Origin of the sequence: Leisingera aquaemixtae (assembly GCF_006740765.1) — a bacterium.
Taxonomy (GTDB): domain Bacteria; phylum Pseudomonadota; class Alphaproteobacteria; order Rhodobacterales; family Rhodobacteraceae; genus Leisingera; species Leisingera aquaemixtae.
In genome coordinates, this window is the sequence record NZ_CP041159.1 from 2,740,032 (window position 1) to 2,758,234 (window position 18,203).

The 18,203-nt window shown below is 65.9% G+C and carries 20 protein-coding genes; 8 read left to right on the forward strand and 12 right to left on the reverse strand.

Annotated features, from left to right (window positions below; translation table 11 throughout):
• Positions 1-72: 72 nt before the first annotated feature.
• The gene (locus tag R2C4_RS15045; RefSeq protein WP_141891272.1) at positions 73-2,031 is read left to right on the forward strand and encodes a lytic transglycosylase domain-containing protein; all 1,959 of its coding nucleotides are present in this window, start codon (positions 73-75) and stop codon (positions 2,029-2,031) included.
• Here R2C4_RS15045 and R2C4_RS15050 read toward each other — a convergent pair.
• Complete coding sequence (locus R2C4_RS15050) at positions 2,005-2,913, reverse strand: DMT family transporter (protein WP_141891273.1); 909 nt, start codon at positions 2,911-2,913, stop codon at positions 2,005-2,007. The genes R2C4_RS15045 and R2C4_RS15050 overlap by 27 nt on opposite strands.
• Positions 2,910-3,578, reverse strand: a complete 669-nt coding sequence (gene mnmC2 / locus R2C4_RS15055; protein WP_141891274.1) for a tRNA (5-methylaminomethyl-2-thiouridine)(34)-methyltransferase MnmC2 — start codon at positions 3,576-3,578, stop codon at positions 2,910-2,912. The genes R2C4_RS15050 and mnmC2 overlap by 4 nt, the downstream gene beginning before the upstream one ends.
• A gap of 58 nt (positions 3,579-3,636) precedes the next feature.
• Between mnmC2 and R2C4_RS15060 the strand changes: the two genes are divergently transcribed.
• The gene (locus R2C4_RS15060) at positions 3,637-4,677 is read left to right on the forward strand and encodes an NAD(P)/FAD-dependent oxidoreductase (RefSeq protein WP_141891275.1); all 1,041 of its coding nucleotides are present in this window, start codon (positions 3,637-3,639) and stop codon (positions 4,675-4,677) included.
• Between the two features lie 101 nt (positions 4,678-4,778).
• On the opposite strand, the gene R2C4_RS15065 is transcribed toward R2C4_RS15060, so the two are convergent.
• The 4 genes from R2C4_RS15065 to R2C4_RS15080 all read right to left on the reverse strand — a co-directional run bounded on the left by R2C4_RS15065 (position 4,779) and on the right by R2C4_RS15080 (position 8,127).
• Positions 4,779-5,321 (reverse strand): NADPH-dependent FMN reductase, encoded by a 543-nt coding sequence (locus tag R2C4_RS15065; RefSeq protein ID WP_141891276.1) that lies wholly within the window; start codon positions 5,319-5,321, stop codon positions 4,779-4,781.
• A gap of 179 nt (positions 5,322-5,500) precedes the next feature.
• On the reverse strand, positions 5,501-6,160 hold the full coding sequence (locus R2C4_RS15070) for a YiaD family glycine zipper/OmpA-like lipoprotein (RefSeq protein ID WP_008555334.1): 660 nt from the start codon (positions 6,158-6,160) through the stop codon (positions 5,501-5,503).
• A 137-nt stretch (positions 6,161-6,297) separates the two neighbouring features.
• On the reverse strand, positions 6,298-6,987 hold the full coding sequence (locus R2C4_RS15075; RefSeq protein ID WP_058284939.1) for a helix-turn-helix transcriptional regulator: 690 nt from the start codon (positions 6,985-6,987) through the stop codon (positions 6,298-6,300).
• A gap of 270 nt (positions 6,988-7,257) precedes the next feature.
• Positions 7,258-8,127, reverse strand: a complete 870-nt coding sequence (locus R2C4_RS15080) for a methylated-DNA--[protein]-cysteine S-methyltransferase (protein ID WP_141891277.1) — start codon at positions 8,125-8,127, stop codon at positions 7,258-7,260.
• Between the two features lie 199 nt (positions 8,128-8,326).
• Here R2C4_RS15080 and nth point away from each other — a divergent pair, with 199 nt between their 5' ends.
• On the forward strand, positions 8,327-8,971 hold the full coding sequence (nth, locus tag R2C4_RS15085) for an endonuclease III (RefSeq protein ID WP_141891278.1): 645 nt from the start codon (positions 8,327-8,329) through the stop codon (positions 8,969-8,971).
• Positions 8,972-9,098: 127 nt separating this feature from the next.
• Positions 9,099-10,091, forward strand: a complete 993-nt coding sequence (locus R2C4_RS15090) for an adenosine kinase (RefSeq protein ID WP_141891279.1) — start codon at positions 9,099-9,101, stop codon at positions 10,089-10,091.
• A gap of 150 nt (positions 10,092-10,241) precedes the next feature.
• On the opposite strand, the gene R2C4_RS15095 is transcribed toward R2C4_RS15090, so the two are convergent.
• A complete protein-coding gene (locus R2C4_RS15095) occupies positions 10,242-10,748 on the reverse strand; it encodes a MarR family winged helix-turn-helix transcriptional regulator (RefSeq protein WP_058284935.1) in 507 nt (168 codons plus the stop codon).
• Between the two features lie 76 nt (positions 10,749-10,824).
• Here R2C4_RS15095 and R2C4_RS15100 point away from each other — a divergent pair, with 76 nt between their 5' ends.
• Complete coding sequence (locus R2C4_RS15100; protein ID WP_141891280.1) at positions 10,825-11,700, forward strand: EamA family transporter; 876 nt, start codon at positions 10,825-10,827, stop codon at positions 11,698-11,700.
• Positions 11,701-11,706: 6 nt separating this feature from the next.
• On the opposite strand, the gene R2C4_RS15105 is transcribed toward R2C4_RS15100, so the two are convergent.
• Positions 11,707-12,102, reverse strand: coding sequence for a hypothetical protein (locus R2C4_RS15105; protein ID WP_141891281.1), 396 nt, complete (start codon positions 12,100-12,102; stop codon positions 11,707-11,709).
• Positions 12,103-12,247: 145 nt separating this feature from the next.
• A complete protein-coding gene (locus R2C4_RS15110) occupies positions 12,248-12,730 on the reverse strand; it encodes an RNA pyrophosphohydrolase (protein ID WP_058284932.1) in 483 nt (160 codons plus the stop codon).
• A 138-nt stretch (positions 12,731-12,868) separates the two neighbouring features.
• Here R2C4_RS15110 and R2C4_RS15115 point away from each other — a divergent pair, with 138 nt between their 5' ends.
• Both R2C4_RS15115 and R2C4_RS15120 read left to right on the forward strand, forming a co-directional pair.
• Complete coding sequence (locus R2C4_RS15115) at positions 12,869-14,896, forward strand: NADPH-dependent 2,4-dienoyl-CoA reductase (protein WP_141891282.1); 2,028 nt, start codon at positions 12,869-12,871, stop codon at positions 14,894-14,896.
• Between the two features lie 131 nt (positions 14,897-15,027).
• On the forward strand, positions 15,028-15,588 hold the full coding sequence (locus R2C4_RS15120) for a type 1 glutamine amidotransferase domain-containing protein (RefSeq protein WP_141891283.1): 561 nt from the start codon (positions 15,028-15,030) through the stop codon (positions 15,586-15,588).
• Between the two features lie 61 nt (positions 15,589-15,649).
• Here R2C4_RS15120 and R2C4_RS15125 read toward each other — a convergent pair whose 3' ends face one another.
• The 3 genes from R2C4_RS15125 to R2C4_RS15135 all read right to left on the reverse strand — a co-directional run bounded on the left by R2C4_RS15125 (position 15,650) and on the right by R2C4_RS15135 (position 16,846).
• Positions 15,650-15,994: an antibiotic biosynthesis monooxygenase family protein gene (locus tag R2C4_RS15125; protein WP_141891284.1), complete on the reverse strand. Its 345-nt coding sequence runs from the start codon at positions 15,992-15,994 to the stop codon at positions 15,650-15,652.
• Positions 15,995-16,005: 11 nt separating this feature from the next.
• Positions 16,006-16,329, reverse strand: a complete 324-nt coding sequence (locus tag R2C4_RS15130; protein WP_141891285.1) for an NIPSNAP family protein — start codon at positions 16,327-16,329, stop codon at positions 16,006-16,008.
• A 76-nt stretch (positions 16,330-16,405) separates the two neighbouring features.
• Positions 16,406-16,846 carry a DUF4399 domain-containing protein gene (locus R2C4_RS15135; RefSeq protein ID WP_141891286.1) on the reverse strand — a complete coding sequence of 147 codons (441 nt, stop codon included), beginning with the start codon at positions 16,844-16,846 and terminating at the stop codon, positions 16,406-16,408.
• Between the two features lie 283 nt (positions 16,847-17,129).
• On the opposite strand from R2C4_RS15135, the gene R2C4_RS15140 reads away from it, so the two are divergent.
• On the forward strand, positions 17,130-18,041 hold the full coding sequence (locus R2C4_RS15140) for a LysR family transcriptional regulator (RefSeq protein ID WP_058284926.1): 912 nt from the start codon (positions 17,130-17,132) through the stop codon (positions 18,039-18,041).
• Positions 18,042-18,203 lie beyond the last annotated feature (162 nt).

Here is an 18,203-nt window from a genome sequence, read left to right on the forward strand (position 1 = left end):
TTTGAGTTGATACCGGCACGCCAATGAGTAACGTTCAAGCCTCTATCCCCGGACTGCTGGAAAATGCAAGAGATGACACGCATCCTGGCCCTTATTCTGCTGATATCCGCGGCCCTGCCTGGGGCACCGGCGCAGGCGCGCGATCTGGGCACCGCGCTGGAGCTCATGCGGGCGCAAAAATGGGATCAGGCCGCGCGTGAGGCCGGGGCGCAGCAAAGCGCTGCCCGCGACATTATCGAATGGCACCGGCTGCGGGCCGGGCTGGGGTCGGCGGGCGATGTGATGGCGTTCCTGCAGCGGCGCCCGGACTGGCCGGGACTGGACTATCTGCGGCGCGAAAACGAGGATGTGATTGCCGCAACCGGCCGCGAGACCATCCTCGTGTTTTATGCAAACGAGCGGCCCCAAACCGCCGAAGGCGCGCTGAGCCTGGGCAAGGCGCTGATTGACCGCGGACAGCAGGGCGATGGCGAGGCGGAGATCGTGCTGGCCTGGCGCACCATGGCAATGGGCAGCGCTATCCAGGATCTTTACCTGCGCGATTTCGCCAAGCTGCTGAAGCCGCATCACACTGCCAGACTGGACCGGCTGTTGTGGGAGGATCACCTGGTCAGCGCCAAACGGATGCTGCCGCTGGTGCCCGAGGACGAGCGCAAGCTGGCTGAGGCGCGCATTGCCTTGCAGGAGCGCGCGCCCGGTGTGGACGCAAAGATTGAGGCAGTTCCGGACCGGCTGAAGGGAGCCGCAGGCCTCGCCTATGACCGTTTTGCCTGGCGTGACCGCAAGCGGCTGCAGGACGGCGCCATCGCCATGATGATGGACCGCAGCACCAGCGCCGAAAACCTGGGCGAACCCGGAAAATGGCTGCGCCGCCGCCGTGATCTGGCCCGGCAACTGATGCGCGACGGCGATCATGAGCGCGCCTATCAGCTGGCCGCCTATCACTTTTCCACCCCCGCGGACGGCTATGGATACTCCGATTGCGAATGGCTGGCGGGTTACATCGCCCTGCAGAAGCTGCGCGACCCGGAACTGGCCGCCGTGCACTTCCAGCGTTTCCTGGACTCGGTGGCAACCCCGATCTCGATCGGCCGCGGCGGTTATTGGCTGGGCCGCGCCTATGCGGCGATGGGCGAAGCCGACAAGGCGCATGAGGCCTATGCCAAGGGGGCGGAATATCAGACGTCGTTCTATGGGCTGCTGGCGGCGGAAAAACTGGGCCGCCCCTTTGACCCTGCCTTGGTGAAACCCGCGGAACTGCCGGACTGGCGGACGGCGGATTTCATGCAGTCCTCCGTTGCGGAGGCCGGCCTGATGCTGCTGAAAGCGGGCGATCTGGCACTGGCCGAGCGTTTCCTCACCCATCTGGTCGAAGGCCTGCCGCCGGTGCAGGCGCGCCAGTTGGGGCAGATGGCGGTGGAGCTGAACCAGCCGCATCTGGCGGTCATGATCTCCAAACGCGCCGCCCGCGGCGGGGTGGAGCTGGAGGGCGCCTATTATCCGCTGCATCCGGTTGCCAAGCGGCAACTGCCGATGGCTGAGGAAATGACCCTGGCCATTGCCCGGCGCGAAAGCGAATTCGACCCGGCTGTGATCAGCCATGCCGGCGCGCGCGGGCTGATGCAGGTGATGCCGACCACCGCCAAACTGGTGGCGACCGAGCTGGGCATCCTGGCGGGCCATAACACCTCCCGCCTGACGGCGGAGTGGGATTACAACGCCAAGCTGGGAGCCAATTACCTGGCCGGGCTGGCGGGCAAGTTCCGCGGCAACGTGGTGATGATGGCAGCGGGCTATAATGCCGGGCCGCATCGCCCCACGACCTGGATGGAGCGCTATGGCGACCCGCGCGGCGGCAGCCCGGACATCGTCGACTGGATCGAGCACATCCCCTTCAACGAGACCCGAAACTACGTGATGCGGGTCACCGAAAGCTTGCCGGTCTACCGTGCCCGGCTGGGCAAGGCCCCGCTGCCGGTCCCGTTCTCGCAGGAGCTGAGCGGCTCAACCCTTCATGCGTTCGCGCCATAGGGTGAACAGCCCCGCCGCGATGATGACCCCCGCACCGATGGCAACATTGGTGCGGATCACCTCGCCAAACACCGCCACGCCCAGCATCGCCGCCCAGATCAGGTGGAAATAGGCAAAGGGCTGCACGGCGCTGGCCTCGGCCATCTCGTAGCACTTGATCAGCAGCCAGTGGCCCGTGACGCCGGAAACGCACAATAGCGCCATCCAGAACCAGTCACCCTGGCTCATCGGCTCCCAGAACCAGATGCCGATGGCGGTCATGAAGACCATGCCGGCAACCCCGGTCCAGAAGAAGCTGGTTGCGGTGCTGTCCCGGCGCGCGGCATAGCGCGTGACCAGGCCGTAGACCGCAAACATCAGCGCTGAGATGAAGGGGATCACCGCCGCCGGATTGAACACGCCCATGCCTGGCTGCAGGATGATCAGCACGCCAACGAGGCCGACACCGATCGCCGCCCAGCGCCTCCAGCCCACGCTTTCGCCCAGCACCGGGCCGCTCAGCGCCGCCACCAGCAGCGGGTAGCAGATGAACACCGCCTGGCTTTCGATGAGGCCCAGCACGGTAAAACCGTAAACCGCCACGCAGATTTCCCCGACCAGCAGCACACCGCGGAAGATCTGCAGCCATAGCTGATCGGTCCGGGCCGCTGCCCTGATCCCGCCCGGCGTCCGTGCCGCCAGAAACACCACAAAGGCGGCAAAGAACCAGTAGCGGACCATGACGACCATATAGGTGTTGTAAGTGCCCGCCAGATGGCGCGAGATACCGTCCTGCAGCGCAAAGACGACGGTGGCGCCGATCATCAGCAGGATGCCGAGCGGCACGTTGTTTTGCTGCACCCGCGGCGGGGGCAGGCTCTTGGCCTGTGGAACCGTGCTCATGGCAGTACCGCCCTTGTCATATGCCGCTTGCGCCCGTAGCCGGGAATGCGGGTCACTTCAAATCCTGCCGCCTCCAGCCCGCGGCGCACGAAGCCCGCCGCGGTGTAGGTCGCAGCCGTCCCGCACGTCGCGGTATGCGCGGCAACTTCCGCCATCAGGGCCTCCCCCCACAGCTCGGGGTTCTTGGCCGGAGAGAACCCGTCCAGAAACCAGGCATCCGCCTGCCCTGTCCACTCCGGCAGCGACATCCGCGCGTCGCCGGCAATGACCTCCAGTTGCAGGCTGCCCAGATCGCACCGGCCCGTGCCGCTCCATTCCGCCAGAAACCGCTCCGCCCAGGGGGCAATGGCCGGAAAGGCCTCCAGCGCCTTGGCCATGTCAGCGGGCACCATCGGAAAGGCCTCGAAACTGGTGAAGCGCAGCGGCCCCTCCTGCCCCGCCGCTTCCCAGGCGCGCCAGGCCGCCAGCATATTGAGACCGGTGCCAAAGCCCAGCTCGGCAACCCGGAATCCCGGTGCAAACCGCGCGGGCAGATCATTGCCCGCCAGGAACACATGCTCCGTCTCCGCCAGCCCGTCCTGGATCGAGAAATAGGGATCATCGAACTGATCCGACACCGGAACGGTGCCATCGCGCCAGCTGAGGCGGGCCTGCTGGTCTGCCATGCTATAATCCCCTAAGTGAGTGTCTGGAACGGCGCGACACTGGCGAAAGGAATATCAAATGGCAATGGCAGATGTGACGGTGCGCGGGGCGGGCATCTTCGGCCTGTCTACCGCCTGGGTCTGCGCCCGGCGCGGTGCGCGTGTGCAGGTGGTGGACCCCTTCGGCGCCGGGGCAGGCTCCAGCGGCGGCCTCGTTGGTGCCCTTGCCCCGCATGTGCCGGAGAACTGGAACCCCAAGAAGCAGTTCCAGCTGGAAAGCCTGCTGATGGCAGAAACCTTTTGGGCTGAGGTCGAGGCCACCGGCGGTGTGTCCCCCGGTTACGGCCGCACCGGGCGCCTGCAGCCGATCATCGACGAACGCACGCTGGACCTTGCCCGCCAGCGCGAAATCTCCGCACGCACGCTGTGGAAGGACGAGGCCGAATGGCGCGTCTGCAAGGCGGACAGCCTTGGCCCCTGGGTGCCGCCCAGCGCCACCGGATATGTCATCCACGACACCCTCAGCGCCCGCATGCACCCCCGCCGCGCCTGCGCCGCGCTGGTCTCTGCCCTTGCGGTGATGGGAGTGGAGATCCAGGCCGAGGCTCCGGACCAAGGCAAGGTGGTCCACGCCAAGGGCTACGCAGGCCTTCTGGAGCTAAACGAGGCCTTCGGCAAGACCATCGGCGGCGGCGTCAAAGGCCAGGCCGCGCTGCTGAGGTTCCACGAAGGCGAGGTGCCGCAGCTTTATGCCGGCGGCCTGCACATCATCCCGCATGCGGACGGCACCCTGGCGATCGGGTCCACCTCAGAGCGCGATTTCGAGGACGGCACGGCGACAGATGCCCAGCTTGATGACGTGATCGAGCGCGCCCGCTCTGCGGTGCCGGTGCTGCACGGTGCGGAGGTCATTGAACGCTGGGCCGGCGTGCGCCCCCGCGCCAAGTCGCGCGCCCCGATGCTGGGCGCCTGGCCCGGCCGCGCCGGCCACTATATCGCCAACGGCGGCTTCAAGATCGGCTTCGGCATGGCCCCCAAGGCGGCCCATGTGATGGCGGATCTGCTTCTCGAAGGCAGGGACAGCATCCCCGCGGGCTTCCGGGTCGAAGACAACCTCTGACACCACCACCCTGCGCCGCGCAGCGGCGCCAGGCCCAAGCCCCTAATCTGCCCGCCAGGGCAGCTTGGGGCGCGGGAGCACGCCGCCGCCCGCCCCCGGCCTCAGCGGGTCAGTTCCGAACGCAGCTTCTGCATAAGCTTGGTCAGCGTGGCCTCATACTGCTCGCTTGTCAGCCGCCCGGCTTCATCGAATTCCTTGCTGGAGCCTGCCAGATGCACCGCTGGACCCGACAGCACCCGCGGCTGGAACGGCACCAGGAAGCTGCGCAGCAGCGCCTGCGCCTGCTCGCCGCCGGCCCGTCCGGCTGCGGCCGACATCACTGCAACAGGCTTATCCGCCCAAGGATTGCCCTCGGTGCGGCTCACCCAGTCCAGCGCGTTCTTCAGCACGCCGGACGGCCCCTTGTTGTATTCCGGGGTGGAGATCACCACCGCATCCGACGCCGCGATCTGATCGGCCAGCTTTTGCACTGCGGGGGGAATGCCGTCTGCCGCCTCGGCGTCGCCATCATAGAGCGGCAGGTTCAGGTCCGCCTCTACCACCGACGCGGGTCCGAACACCCGGACTGCCTCTGCCAGCAGCTTGCGGTTGGTGGCCTCGCGGCGCAGCGATCCGGAAATGGTGAGCAGTACAGGGTCAGCCATGGGGAAATCCTTCTGTTCGCGTCTGTGTTTCATCCATCATGTATGCGGCGGCCCGCAGCATGAAACAGCAATGGCCGCGCAGGCAATGTGCAGCGTTACGCGAACCGGCGCTGCCGCAGACACAAAAACAGCCCGCCCCGCTGGGGGACGGGCTGCGCATTTTGCCGCCGGCAACCGGATCAGGCCGCCTGCGGGATAACCACAACTTCGACGCGGCGGTTGCGGGCCTTGCCCTCCGGCGTCAGGTTGGAGGCCACCGGCTGCGACTCGCCGCGGCCGATGATCCGCATCCGGTGATAGGGCACGCCGCCTGCTTGGATATGGCTGGCCACTGCGTTGGCGCGGCGCTCCGACAGGCCCTGGTTGTAACCGGCGTCGCCATCGCTGTCGGTGTGGCCGATCACCTGGATGGCGCTGTTGGGGTAGCGCACCAGGCTGTCGGCGACCCGGCGCAGGTCGGCCTGCACCGCCGGCGCAACCGCGGCGCTGTCGGTGGCAAAGGTCAGATCGTTCGGGAAGGACAGGATCAGCCGGTCGCCGGTGTTGACGATGGTGATCGAGTCATTGGCCAGCGTCTGGCGCAGCTCGCGCTCCTGCGCGTCGAGCTGGTTGCCGATCACGCTGCCGGCCGCGGCACCGACCAGCGCCCCGGTTGCAGCCCCAAGGCCGCGGTCGGAATCATTGGCAATCGCACCGACGCCCGCGCCGATGATGCCGCCCAGGACTGCGCCCTTCTGGGTGTTGCTGCCCGGCGTGCCGACGGTTGCGGGATCGGTACAGGCGCTCAGGCCCAGTGCTGCGGCGACAATACCAGCCGTGGTGAGTTTCATCTGCATCATCAAATTGCCTTCTGCTTTCTAAGGTCCGGGCGATGCCCGGCGGTCCGCACGAATATCGTGCCGGTGCCGCGGCTACTCAAGACACGGTCTTGCAGTTTCGGCGAAATACCGCGCAAAATCCGCGTTAACACCGCATTTTACGGCGCAAAGGCGAAGTTCCAGCCTTCCTGTTCCATCCACAGTTTGCGCAAGGCCCCGGCCTCAGGCGCAAACCCGTCTTCCAGCACGTCCGCTGCCAGCATCCGGTCGGTGCGGAAGTGGCGGAAACCGCCGCGCAGCTCGCACCAGGCCGCGAGCATGGTGCAGTCGATATGGTAGATCAGCGCCAGCGGCCGCAGGGTGCGGCAGCTCTCGCCGCTGTCCGGGCTGAGGTAGGTGAGCTGCAGCTTGCGGCTTTCCCGCACCGCCTGGCGCAGCAGCGCCTTGGAGACACAGCCCTGCTCCGGGTCATCCAGCGGTGCGCCCCAGGGGGCCACCTGCAGCCAGTCGGCGGTGGCATGCACATCCTTGATCTTGTGGCTCACCCGCGCGGCCGCCTTCTGCAAGGCGCCGTCACCGGTGCGCATCAGCATCGCCAGGCCAACGTGAAGCGCCTCCAGCTCCTCCTCGTCGAAATTGAGCGGCGGCAGGTCGTACCCCTTGCGCAGCATGTAGCCGATCCCCGCCTCGCCCTCCACCGGCGTGCGCATCGCCTGCAGCGCTGCGATGTCGCGGTAGATCGTCCGCTTGCTGACCTCCAGCGTCCCGGCAAGATCCTCCGCCCGCACCGGGGCCGTGGCGGTGCGCAGGATCTGGATGATTTCAAACAGGCGGCCGGTGCGCGGCATGGGCAAGCTCCAATGACAGTCTGCTGACACTCTAGCACATGCCACTGACAACAGCCTGTCAGCAGTGCTCTGGTTTTCTGGCCTCCGCAAGAAGGAGAAACCCGTTGCTGAGTTATGACTGGATCGTGCTGATCACCCTGGGCCTGGACCGCTGGGAACACCAGCGCCGCCCCCTCGCCCCGCATGAAATCGAGCTTGAGGCAGCGCGCAGGCGTCACACGGCGCAACAGGCGGCAAAACCCGCCCGTTCCGGACTGCTGAAGCGCCTGTTCAGCCGGCGGCGCGCGCGTCCTGCGCCGGGTTGTCCTCGTCCCGGGCGGCCTCATAAGCGAGCATCGCGCGCTTGACCGGCAGCCCCCAATGGTAGCCGCCCAGCGCGCCGGACTTGCGCAGCGCACGGTGGCAAGGGATCAGCCAGCTGACCGGGTTGCGCCCCACTGCAGTGCCGACAGCCCGGACCGCCCGCGGAGAGCCGATCGCCAGGGCCAGTTCGGAATAGGTGGAGACATGGCCCGAGGGGATCCGCAGCAGCGCTTCCCAGACCTTGATCTGCAACGGCGCGCCGATCATGTGCAGGGCGGTCTCGCCCTTCTGGGCAAAGGCCGCCTCTGCCAGCGGGCGCAGGGCCGCGGGGTCCTCGGTAAATTCCGCCTGCGGCCAGCGGGCGCGCATGTCGGCCATGGCGGGCTCCGCCCCGGTCTCGGCGGCAAAGGCCAGCCCGCAGATGCCCTTTTCCGTGCCCATCACCAGCGCCAGACCAAAGGGGCTGTCGAACCAGCCCCAGAAGATCCGCAACCCGTCCCCCTTGCGGGCATATTCGCCCGGGCTCATCGCCTCCCAGCGCAGGAACAGGTCGTGCAGCCGCCCGGACCCGGACAGCCCCACCGCGTGCGAGGCCTGCAGCGTGGTGAACCGGTCGCGCAGCAGCGCCTTGGCATGGCCCAGGCGCAGATACTGCTGATAGCGCTTGGGCGAGACGCCGACCCAGGCCGAAAACAGGCGCTGGAAGTGCGCCGCGCTCATGTCCATGCGGGCGGCCAGCTGTTCCAGCGTCAGATCCTCTCCGCCATCGTCGATCAGCTCAATCGCCCGCCGCATGACGCCGTAGTGATAGGTGCTTTCCCGTGCTTCAATATTCATCGCTCTGTCCTTCGGCAGTCATGCAAGCCAGGTTACCGCGCGCAGGCCCGCCATTCGACCCGGAACATGCGAAATCCATCGCCCGGCGCAACCGCGTTGTGCAGGCTGGCCGGAGTGCCGCCGTGAAACGCCCGTCTAGCGGGTTCCGGGGCGCAAAATAAATTGCGCTTTAAGGTCTGACCTGTACATATGGCGCGCGATGGCCAAGCAACTCGATTATCATACCCTCCGCGAGATCTTTACCCGGTTTCAGGCGGCGGAGCCCGAACCCAAGGGCGAGCTGGATCACGTCAACGCCTACACGCTGGTGGTGGCGGTGGCGCTGTCCGCGCAGGCAACCGATGCCGGCGTGAACAAGGCAACCCATGAATTGTTTAAAATCGCGGACACCCCGCAAAAGATGCTGGACCTGGGCGAGGAACGCCTGATCGAGCACATCAAGACCATCGGCCTTTACCGCAACAAGGCCAAGAACGTGATCAAGCTGTCGCGGATCCTGGTGGCGGATTACGGCGGCGAGGTCCCGAATTCCCGTGCCGCGCTGCAGTCGCTGCCCGGCGTCGGCCGCAAGACCGCCAACGTGGTCCTGAACATGTGGTGGCGTTACCCGGCCCAGGCGGTCGATACCCATATCTTCCGGGTCGGCAACCGCTCCGGCATCTGCCCGGGCAAGGATGTCGATGCGGTGGAACGCGCCATCGAAGACAACATCCCGGTGGATTTCCAGCAGCACGCCCATCACTGGCTGATCCTGCACGGCCGCTACCACTGCAAGGCGCGCAAACCGTTGTGCGGCAGCTGCCTGATCCGCGACCTCTGCATGTATGAGGACAAGAACCTTTGAGGCGCGGGCGCTGTGACGCAGCCCATGCGCGGGCGGCGCGCCGCCTGGCCGGCCCCGGCCATTGCAACTATCGAAAGAGACACGCCGGTCCCGGACCCGGCACGAACATCCCCGAGGAGGGCAGTTTATGACCAAAACCTATCATCTCGTCGGTATCGGCAACGCTGTCGTTGACGTGATTGCACAGTGCGAGGACAGCTTTCTGGCCGAGCAGGGCATCGAAAAAGGCATCATGCAGCTTATCGAACGCGACCGCTGCGAGGATCTTTATGCGGCGATGGGCAACCGGGTGCTGACCCCCGGCGGCTCAGTGGCCAACACCATCGCGGGCGCCGGCGCGCTGGGGCTGGAGGCCGCGTTCATCGGCCGGGTCCGCGACGACGCGCTGGGAAAATTCTACGCCGATGCGATGAACAATGAAGGCGTGGCTTTCGTGAACCCGCCGGTTGCCGACGGCGAGCTGCCGACCTCGCGGTCGATGATCTTTGTCTCGCCCGATGGTGAGCGGTCGATGAACACATATCTGGGCATTTCTTCCGAGCTGAGTTCGGCGGACGTGCCGCAAGAGGTGGCCGGCAACGCGCAGATCATGTTCCTGGAGGGCTACCTGTTTGATAAGGACAAGGGCAAGAGCGCCTTTCTGGAGGCGGCCCGCGACTGCCGCGAGGGCGGCGGCAAGGTTGGCATCTCGATCTCCGATCCGTTCTGCGTCGAACGCCACCGGGCCGATTTCCTCAATCTGATCGGCAACGAGCTGGATTTCGTGATCGGCAACCAGGACGAAATCTGCGCCCTGTTCGAAACCAGCGACCTGGAAGACGCAATTGCCAAGACCGCTGCGATCTGCCCGCTGGTGGTCTGCACCCGCTCCGGCGACGGGGTTACGGTGCTGAACAACGGTGAGCGCATCGACGTGCCGGTCGAGACGATTGTGCCGGTGGATGCCACCGGTGCGGGCGACCAGTTTGCTGCCGGTTTCCTGTTCGGCATGGCCAACGGCCGCAGCATGGAAATCTGCGCCCGGATGGGCTGCATCTGCGCCGGCGAGGTGATCCGCCACATCGGCCCGCGCCCGGAAACCCACGTGCTGCACCTGCTGGAAGAGGCCGGTCTGGTCTAAGGGCGTCGCGGCACTCCCGCCCGTCGAAACCGCACCTGACGGTGCAATCTCTCCAGTTGGGCGTGGCGCGGAGCGGCAAAGCCGCTCCGCGCCACGCCCCGCCCGCCGTCCGCAGGACGCAAGGGCGCCAGCCCGCGCAGCTTCACCGGTTCAGCCGGGGGCTTTTGTATCAGATTGGTCGGCTGCCGCCTGAGCCTTGCTCAGAAGGGTGGTCAAAGCCTCCGCCTCCGCCGCGTTCAGCCCTGCCAGCAGCCGGGTCTGGGTCTGCACATGCGCCGTCACCGCCCGGTCGATCAGGGCAAACCCCTCCTCTGTCAGACCGACCAGGAAACTGCGGCTGTCCTGCGGGTTCACCTCCCGCTTAACCAGCCCGTCCGCCTCCAGCCGGTCGATCCGGTTGGTCATGGTGCCGGAGGCCACCATCGTTGCCTTCAGCAGCTCGCCCGGTGACAGCGTGTAGGGCGCCCCAGACCGGCGCAAGGTGGCCAGCACGTCGAACTTGGCCGCATTCAGCCCGAATTCCGCAAAGGTCTTATGCATCTCGCGCTGATAGGCCAGGTACAGCCGCGCCACCCGGCCGATCACCCCCATGGCCGTGACATCCAAGTCCGGCCGCTCTTTCCCCCATTGCTGGGTAATAAAATCCACATGATCCATGGCAACTGGTTTAGGGCCTTACGTCTTGACGTCAAGATAAAATGTGTTATCTCGATATCAAGATAAGGAGAAACAGATGCCCATCCGGACCCTTTTGCTGACGGCGCTGGCCCCTGCCATCTGGGGCAGCAGCTATATCGTGACGACAACTCTGCTGCCCGGCCATTCGCCGATTGTGGTGGCCCTGCTGCGGGCATTGCCTGCGGGTTTGCTGCTGTTGCTTCTGGTGCGCCAGCTGCCGCCGCTGGACTGGCTGCCGCGGCTTATGGTGCTGGGCGCGCTGAACTTCTCGCTGTTCTGGGTGCTTCTGTTCCTGTCCGCCTACCGCCTGCCGGGAGGGGTCGCCGCCACCCTGGGCGCGGTGCAGCCGCTGATCGTGGTGTTTCTGTCGGCCGTGCTGCTCAAGACGCAGATCCGCGCCGCTGCCGTCGCTGCCGCCCTGCTGAGCATCGCGGGCGTTGCCCTGCTGGTGCTGACCCCTGCCGCCAAGCTTGACACGCTGGGCGTGCTGGCGGGCCTCGGCGGGGCGGTGTCGATGGCGGCTGGCGTGGTGCTGACGCGCAAATGGCAGCCGCCGGTGCCACCCCTCACCTTTACCGCCTGGCAGCTGACCGCGGGCGGGCTGCTGCTGATTCCAGCCGCGCTCTGGTCGGTGCCGGAGCTGCCCGCCTTCACCGCGGCAAATGTCCTGGGCCTGGCCTATATGAGCCTGATCGGCGGCGCGCTGACCTATATCCTGTGGTTCCGCGGCCTCGCCCGGATCGACCCCTCGCAGGTTTCGCTGCTGGGCGTGCTCAGCCCGCTGTCGGCGGTAATCCTGGGCTGGCTGCTGCTGGGCGAGACGCTGACGGCCAATCAAATGCTGGGGGCGCTGCTGGCCCTGTTCAGCCTGTGGCTCGGCCAGTCCCGGCTGCGGCTGCGCACGGCCCGATCCTCAGCCCCGGCAGAATGACGCCTGTCACCGCGGCATGGCCGGCTCGCACGCTGCGCCGCGGTGGCAATCCAGCACCTGCCGCCGCACCTCTGGCGTATCGTCAAAGGCGAAGCCGCCGCAGGCACCCGCCCGGATCACCAGATCCTGCCCCCGCTGCTCCGCAAAGAACACATAATCCGCACCGGACTTCATCCCGCCGCACCAGGGGCCAAGGCATTCCACCTCCAGCACCGCGGGCACATTGACACGCCCTGAGAAATACTTGCCCTCCAGCATCTTGCCGGAAAGCTGTGCCGGGATTTGGGTCAGCGGCGGGATGTCATTGGGATTGTCCGCATGCGATTGCGGCAGCAGGCTTTCGTCGAACCGCAGTTCGCCCGCGATGACGTTATAGGCGCTCTCTGATGCAGCAGCGTGCAAATAGGCGTCCGCAGGGCCCCAAGGCAGGCAGCTGAGGGCGGCGGCGGGGCTGGCTGATATTGCAGCCCAGACCATAGCGAGCAGGGCAGCACCCGTCCCGGCGCGGCGGGCGGGGACATTCGGCAAGACTTTCGGAAACGGCATCTCACAAATACTCCCGGAACTCTGCCACCACCCGCGCATAGACCTCGCGCTTGAAGGGCACGATCTTCTCCACCAGGGTCTCCACCGGCTGCCAGCACCAGGCGGAGAATTCCGGGTGGTCAGTCTCGATATTCACTTGGTCATCTGTCCCCAGGAACCGCATCAAATACCACTTTTGCTCCTGGCCGCGGTATTTACCGCCCCAGAAACCGGGCACCACGTCATGCGGCAGGTCATAAAGCAGCCAGCCATCGCTCTCTGCGATGATCTCGACCAGTTCCGGCCCCACGCCGGTTTCTTCCTCCAGCTCGCGCAGGGCTGCGATCCGCGGGTCCTCGCCCTTGTCGATCCCGCCCTGCGGCATCTGCCAGGCGTCCTTGTACCGGTCCTTGCGCTGGCCGACGAACACCGCGCCCTCGGCGTTGATCAGCATCACGCCCACGTTGGGGCGGTAAGGCAGCTTGGCAATGTCTTCCGGTGTCATCCGGCTCTCCTCGAAATGCGTTTCCAGAACCTTAGACCGCTTGCCGCCGGGGCATGCAAGGGCATGACGCGGCGTTTGCACGTGACAAGGCGGCCTGCGCGCCCGATCCTGTAGGCAACTGCCAGGGAGAGTTTCAAGATGACTGCGTACCCCAATCTGCTTGCCCCGCTGGATCTGGGCTTTGCCACGCTGAAGAACCGGGTGCTGATGGGCTCCATGCACACCGGGCTGGAGGAGACCGGCGACTGGAACCGGGTGGCCGAGTTCTATGCCGCCCGTGCCCGCGGCGGCGTCGCGCTGATGGTGACCGGGGGAATCGGCCCGAACCTGGAAGGCTCGGTGCTGCCCGGCGCGTCGATGATGACCTCGGCCAAGGACGTCGAAAACCACCGCGTGATCACCAGCCGCGTGCATGAGGCAGGCGGCAGGATCGCCATGCAGATCCTGCACGCCGGCCGCTATGCCTATGGCCCGAAATGCGTCGCCCCCAGCCCGGTGAAATCGCCGATCTCCCCCTTCCCGCCGCATGAGCTGGACGAGGATGGCATCGAAAAGCAGATCGCCGACATCGTGAACGCCGCCCGGCTGGCGCAGGAGGCCGGCTACGACGGGGTCGAGATCATGGGGAGCGAAGGCTACTTCCTCAACCAGTTCCTGGTCACCCACACCAACAAGCGCACCGACCGCTGGGGCGGTTCCTATGAGAACCGGATGCGGCTGCCGATCGAAGTCGTGCGCCGCACGCGTGAGGCAGTGGGCCGCGAGTTCATCATCATCTACCGCCTGTCGATGATCGACCTGGTGCCCAACGGCTCCACCCATGAGGAAGTCGTGCAGCTGGCGCAGGAAATCGAAAAGGCCGGCGCCACCATCCTCAACACCGGCATCGGCTGGCACGAGGCACGCATTCCGACCATCGCCACCAGCGTTCCGCGCGCGGCCTTTGCCTGGGTCACCAAGAAGCTGATGGGTAAGGTTGGCATCCCGGTGATCACCTCCAACCGCATCAACACGCCCGAAGTGGCGGAGCAAGTGCTGGCGGAGGGGTGCGCCGACATGGTGTCGATGGCGCGGCCGATGCTGGCGGATGCGGATTTTGTCGCCAAGGCCGAAGCAGGCCAGCCGGACCAGATCGCGCCCTGTATCGCCTGCAACCAGGCCTGCCTCGACCATACGTTCAGCGGCAAGCTGACCTCCTGCCTGGTCAACCCGCGCGCCTGCCACGAGACCGAGCTGCTGATCGAACCGGCCGCAGCGGCCAAGACAGTGGCCATCGTTGGCGCTGGTCCTGCGGGCCTGTCCACCGCGCTGACGGCCGCCCAGCGCGGCCACAAAGTCACCCTGTTCGACAAGGCCGATGAGATCGGAGGCCAGCTCAACATGGCCAAACAGGTGCCGGGCAAGGAGGAATTCTGGGGCCTGGTGGACTGGTACCGGGTGATGGTGGCCGAGGCCGGCGTCACGCTGGAACTGGGCCGCGAGGTTTCGGCGGATGATCTGACCGGCTTCGACGAGGTGGTGATCGCCACCGGCGTCCTGCCGCGCGATCCGGCCATCCCCGGTCAGGACCGCGACAATGTGCTGAGCTATCTTGACGTGCTGCGCCACAAGAAACCGGCGGGCCAGCGCGTCGCGGTGATCGGCGCCGGCGGCATTGGCTTTGACGTGTCTGAGTTCTTGCTGGAAGAGGGCCACAGCCCGGCCACCGACCTGCCCGCCTGGATGAAGGAATGGGGCGTGGCCGACCCGGCAGAGCACCGCGCTGGCCTTGCCCCCGAAGGCCCGCAGCCCGCCGCCCCCGCCCGGCAGGTGACGCTTTTGCAGCGCAAGGCCGAACGCCACGGCAAACGGCTTGGCAAGACCACCGGCTGGATCCACCGCGCCACGCTCAAGATGAAGGACGTAGAGTTCGTCGGTGGCGTCAACTACGAGCGGATCGACGAAGAGGGCCTGCATGTAAGCTTTGGCGAGGCCCGCGAGAACCCGACGGTGATCGCAGCCGACACCATCGTGCTGTGCGCAGGCCAAGTGTCCGAGCGGTCGCTGGCGGATCAGCTGGCCGAACGCGGCATCACCGCCCATGTGATCGGCGGTGCCGACGTCGCTGCGGAACTGGACGCCAAACGCGCCATCAACCAGGGCACGCGGCTGGCAGCCAGCCTCTGACCTGCGGCCAAACGCCGCGATACTCCAGCCCCTGCGCCCCCGTCCGGAACAGCTCCGGGCGGGGGCGCGTTTGTTCTGCAGCACCGCCCGGACGGGCGGTTTGGCATTTCAGAACAGGAAAGGAGCCCGTAATGCCCAAAATCGCAGATGCAAAAATCCTGATCATTGCCACCCATGGGTTCGAACAGTCGGAACTGGAATTCCCGCGCGACCAGCTGCGGGTGAAGGGTGCCGAGGTCCATGTCGCCACACTCGACGGCAAGCCGGCCAAGGGCTGGGAAGGCAGCGACTGGGGCCGCGAGGCCGAGGCCGATCTGAAAATCGCTGATGCCAAGGCCGATGGATACGACGCGCTGGTGATCCCCGGCGGACAGATCAATCCCGATCTGCTGCGGGTCGAGGAGGATGTTATCAATCTGGTCAAGGCCTTCCATGACAGCGGCAAGGTGATCGCCGCCGTTTGCCACGCGCCTTGGGTGCTGGCTGAGGCCGGTGTTGCCAAGGGCCGCGACATGACATCCTATCACTCGATCAAGACCGACATCGCCAATGCCGGCGCCAACTGGAAAGACGCCGAGGTCGTTACGGATCAGGGCATCGTGACCAGCCGCCAGCCCGAAGACCTGAAGGCGTTCGTGTCGAAAATCGCCGAGGAGATCGAGGAAGGCACGCACCCGCGCGCTGCAGCCTGACCGGTTTCAGCCCCGCCCCGCGCCCGCGGCGCGGGGTGCTTTCACCACGCCGCCGGCGTGCTCAGCCGTGAACGGCGCGGCTGTCCGCGGGCGCCGCGTCCCGCGCGGTCATCCCGTAGTCCCGGATCACACCCGCCACCCGCAGCCGGTAGTCCGCAAAGACCCCGGCCCGCCCCTTTGCCTGTGCGGCCCGGTGCTCCGCCAGCTGCCGCCAGCGCTGAACCGCTGCTTCATCGCGCCAGAAAGACAGCGACAAGAGCTTGCCCGGTGCGCTCAGGCTCTGAAACCGTTCCACCGATAGAAATCCGTCCACCTGCTCCAGCAAGGGCCGCAGCGCCGCGGCGGTTTCCAGATAGGCCTCTTTCTGCCCCGCGGCGGTCTCCACCTCGAAAATCACGGCAATCATCTGCGTCTCCCCTATCCGGCCCGCCCCTGCGGCGCCGAGGCCAGCGTCAGCCAGGTCCGGTTCTCGCGCAGCAGGAACCGCTCGCGCTGCGCAAACTCATAGTTCTCGCGCCCCAGCGGATCCTGCGCCAGCCGCGCGCGGTAGGCCTCATACTCCGCCAGGCTCTCCACATTGTAGATCCCGTAGGCCAGCGTCGAGGACCCCTCGTGCGGCGCGTAATAGCCCACCAGATCCGCCCCGCAGCGCGGAATCGCCTGGCCCCAGTTGCGGGCGTATTGTTCAAACTGCGCCTTCTTGGCGGGGTCGATGCGGTAACGGATGATGCAGGTCAGCATGACATGTCCTTTGGGTGTTCAGGACCACATCCCTAACCTGCCCCAACAGCCGGATGCTTCGGCGCAGGCCGAACCGTCACTCCACCGTGATGGTGATCTGGTCCGAAACAATCGGCGTGGCATGCGGCACATGGCCTGCATCGCCCAGCACCAGCTGCAGGGTGTGACGGCCCGGGGACAGCTCCAGCGTCACTTCGGTCTGACCGCCGCCGAAATGCAGGTGGTTGTCATCCGACGGCAGGCCAAAGGCCAGCTCATCTGCGCCATCCTCGCCCTGACCCAGCGGCGGGCGGTCGATCAGCAGGTGATGGTGGCCGGTGTTCTCCTTCTCGATCCCCGACGGCGCCACGCCCATCCCCGACAGGCCAAAGACCAGCGTTACCGGCGACGCGACCGTGTCCCCGTCCTGGACATTGGCGAAATAAACCTTGGCCTCAGGGTTCGAGACCGTTTCGCCGCCAGCCCACAGCGGGGCCGCCAGGCAGGCAGACAAGGCAGCCGCAATCAGCAGTTTCATATCAGGTCCTCCAGAAAATTGCTTAACCAGCATGACAAAGCTAGCGGCTGCCCCGGTCCTGGCAATCCTGCCGCCCACAACGAATCCACAAAAATGCGGCAGCCGCCGGTAAGCGGCGGGCGCCGCAGGTCTGGCAGGCGCCCGGCAAGCCGAACTGCAAGGTGCCGTTTCCACTGCGCAAACGATCCCTGCAAAACCCTGCAATTATCCCACCCCCGCCCCGATCTTGCCCGATTTCCCCGGCAAACCTGACGGCAACACAGCTTAACGAGGATAGGTGAACATGGACCGACTGACCGAGATGGAGGCCTTTGCCAATGTGGTGGACCAGGGCGGCTTCACCGATGCGGCGCGCAAGATGGGGATTTCCAAGTCGGCGGTCTCCAAACATGTCTCCAGCCTGGAAGCCCGCCTGGGCGCGCGGCTTTTGAACCGCACCACCCGCCGGGTGTCGCCGACCGAAATCGGGCTGGCCTATTACGACCGCGCCCGCCGGGTGCTGAACGACGCAGGCGAAGCGGATGCGCTGGTCACCTCGATGCAATCGGCGCCCTCAGGCCTTCTGCGGATTTCTGTCGCCACCGATTTCGGCGTCAATCATCTGTCGCCGGTGCTGTCCGACTTCCTGCGCGACTTCCCGGACATCACCGTCAACATGGTTCTGAACAACCGTTATGTGGAGCTGATCTCCGAAGGGTTCGACATGGCGGTGCGGATCGGCGAGCTGGAGGACAGCTCCTTGCGCGCCCGCAAGCTGACCGAAACCACCAAGCGGATGATCGCCTCCCCCGCCTATCTGGAGAAATTCGGCCGCCCGCAGAAGATCGACGAGCTGAACAATCACAAGCTGCTGCATTACTCCAGCCAGTCCAGCGGCAATGTCTGGAAAATCACCGCGCCCTCCGGCGAAAAGCGCCAGGTGCGGACCTCCGGCTGGCTGTCGGTGAATGACGGCCAGTCACTGCTGACCGCGGCCATATCCGGCCTCGGCATCGCCTATCTGCCCAGCTACCTCTACGCTGCAGCCATGGAAGAAGGGCTGGTCGAGGATGTGATGCCCAGTCTTCCGGTCGAGACCCAGGGCATCTACGCGGTCTACCCGCCGGGCAAGTTCACCCAGCCCAAGGTGCGGGCGTTCATCGACTTCCTGGTCGCAGCCTTTGCCGACCGCGACCCGTCCGAATGGAAAACCTGAACCGGTTTGACGGAAAACCGGGCCAAAACCTCCCTCGAAGACCTGCCCCGCGCCCGCGCGGGGGCTTTTTTCTGGCCGCTTCTATTTCCCCCCGGGGGGGGCCGTATAGCCGCAGCAGGCCGCCATTTTGGCACCGTGGCGCTCATCCGGATGGGCCTGCAG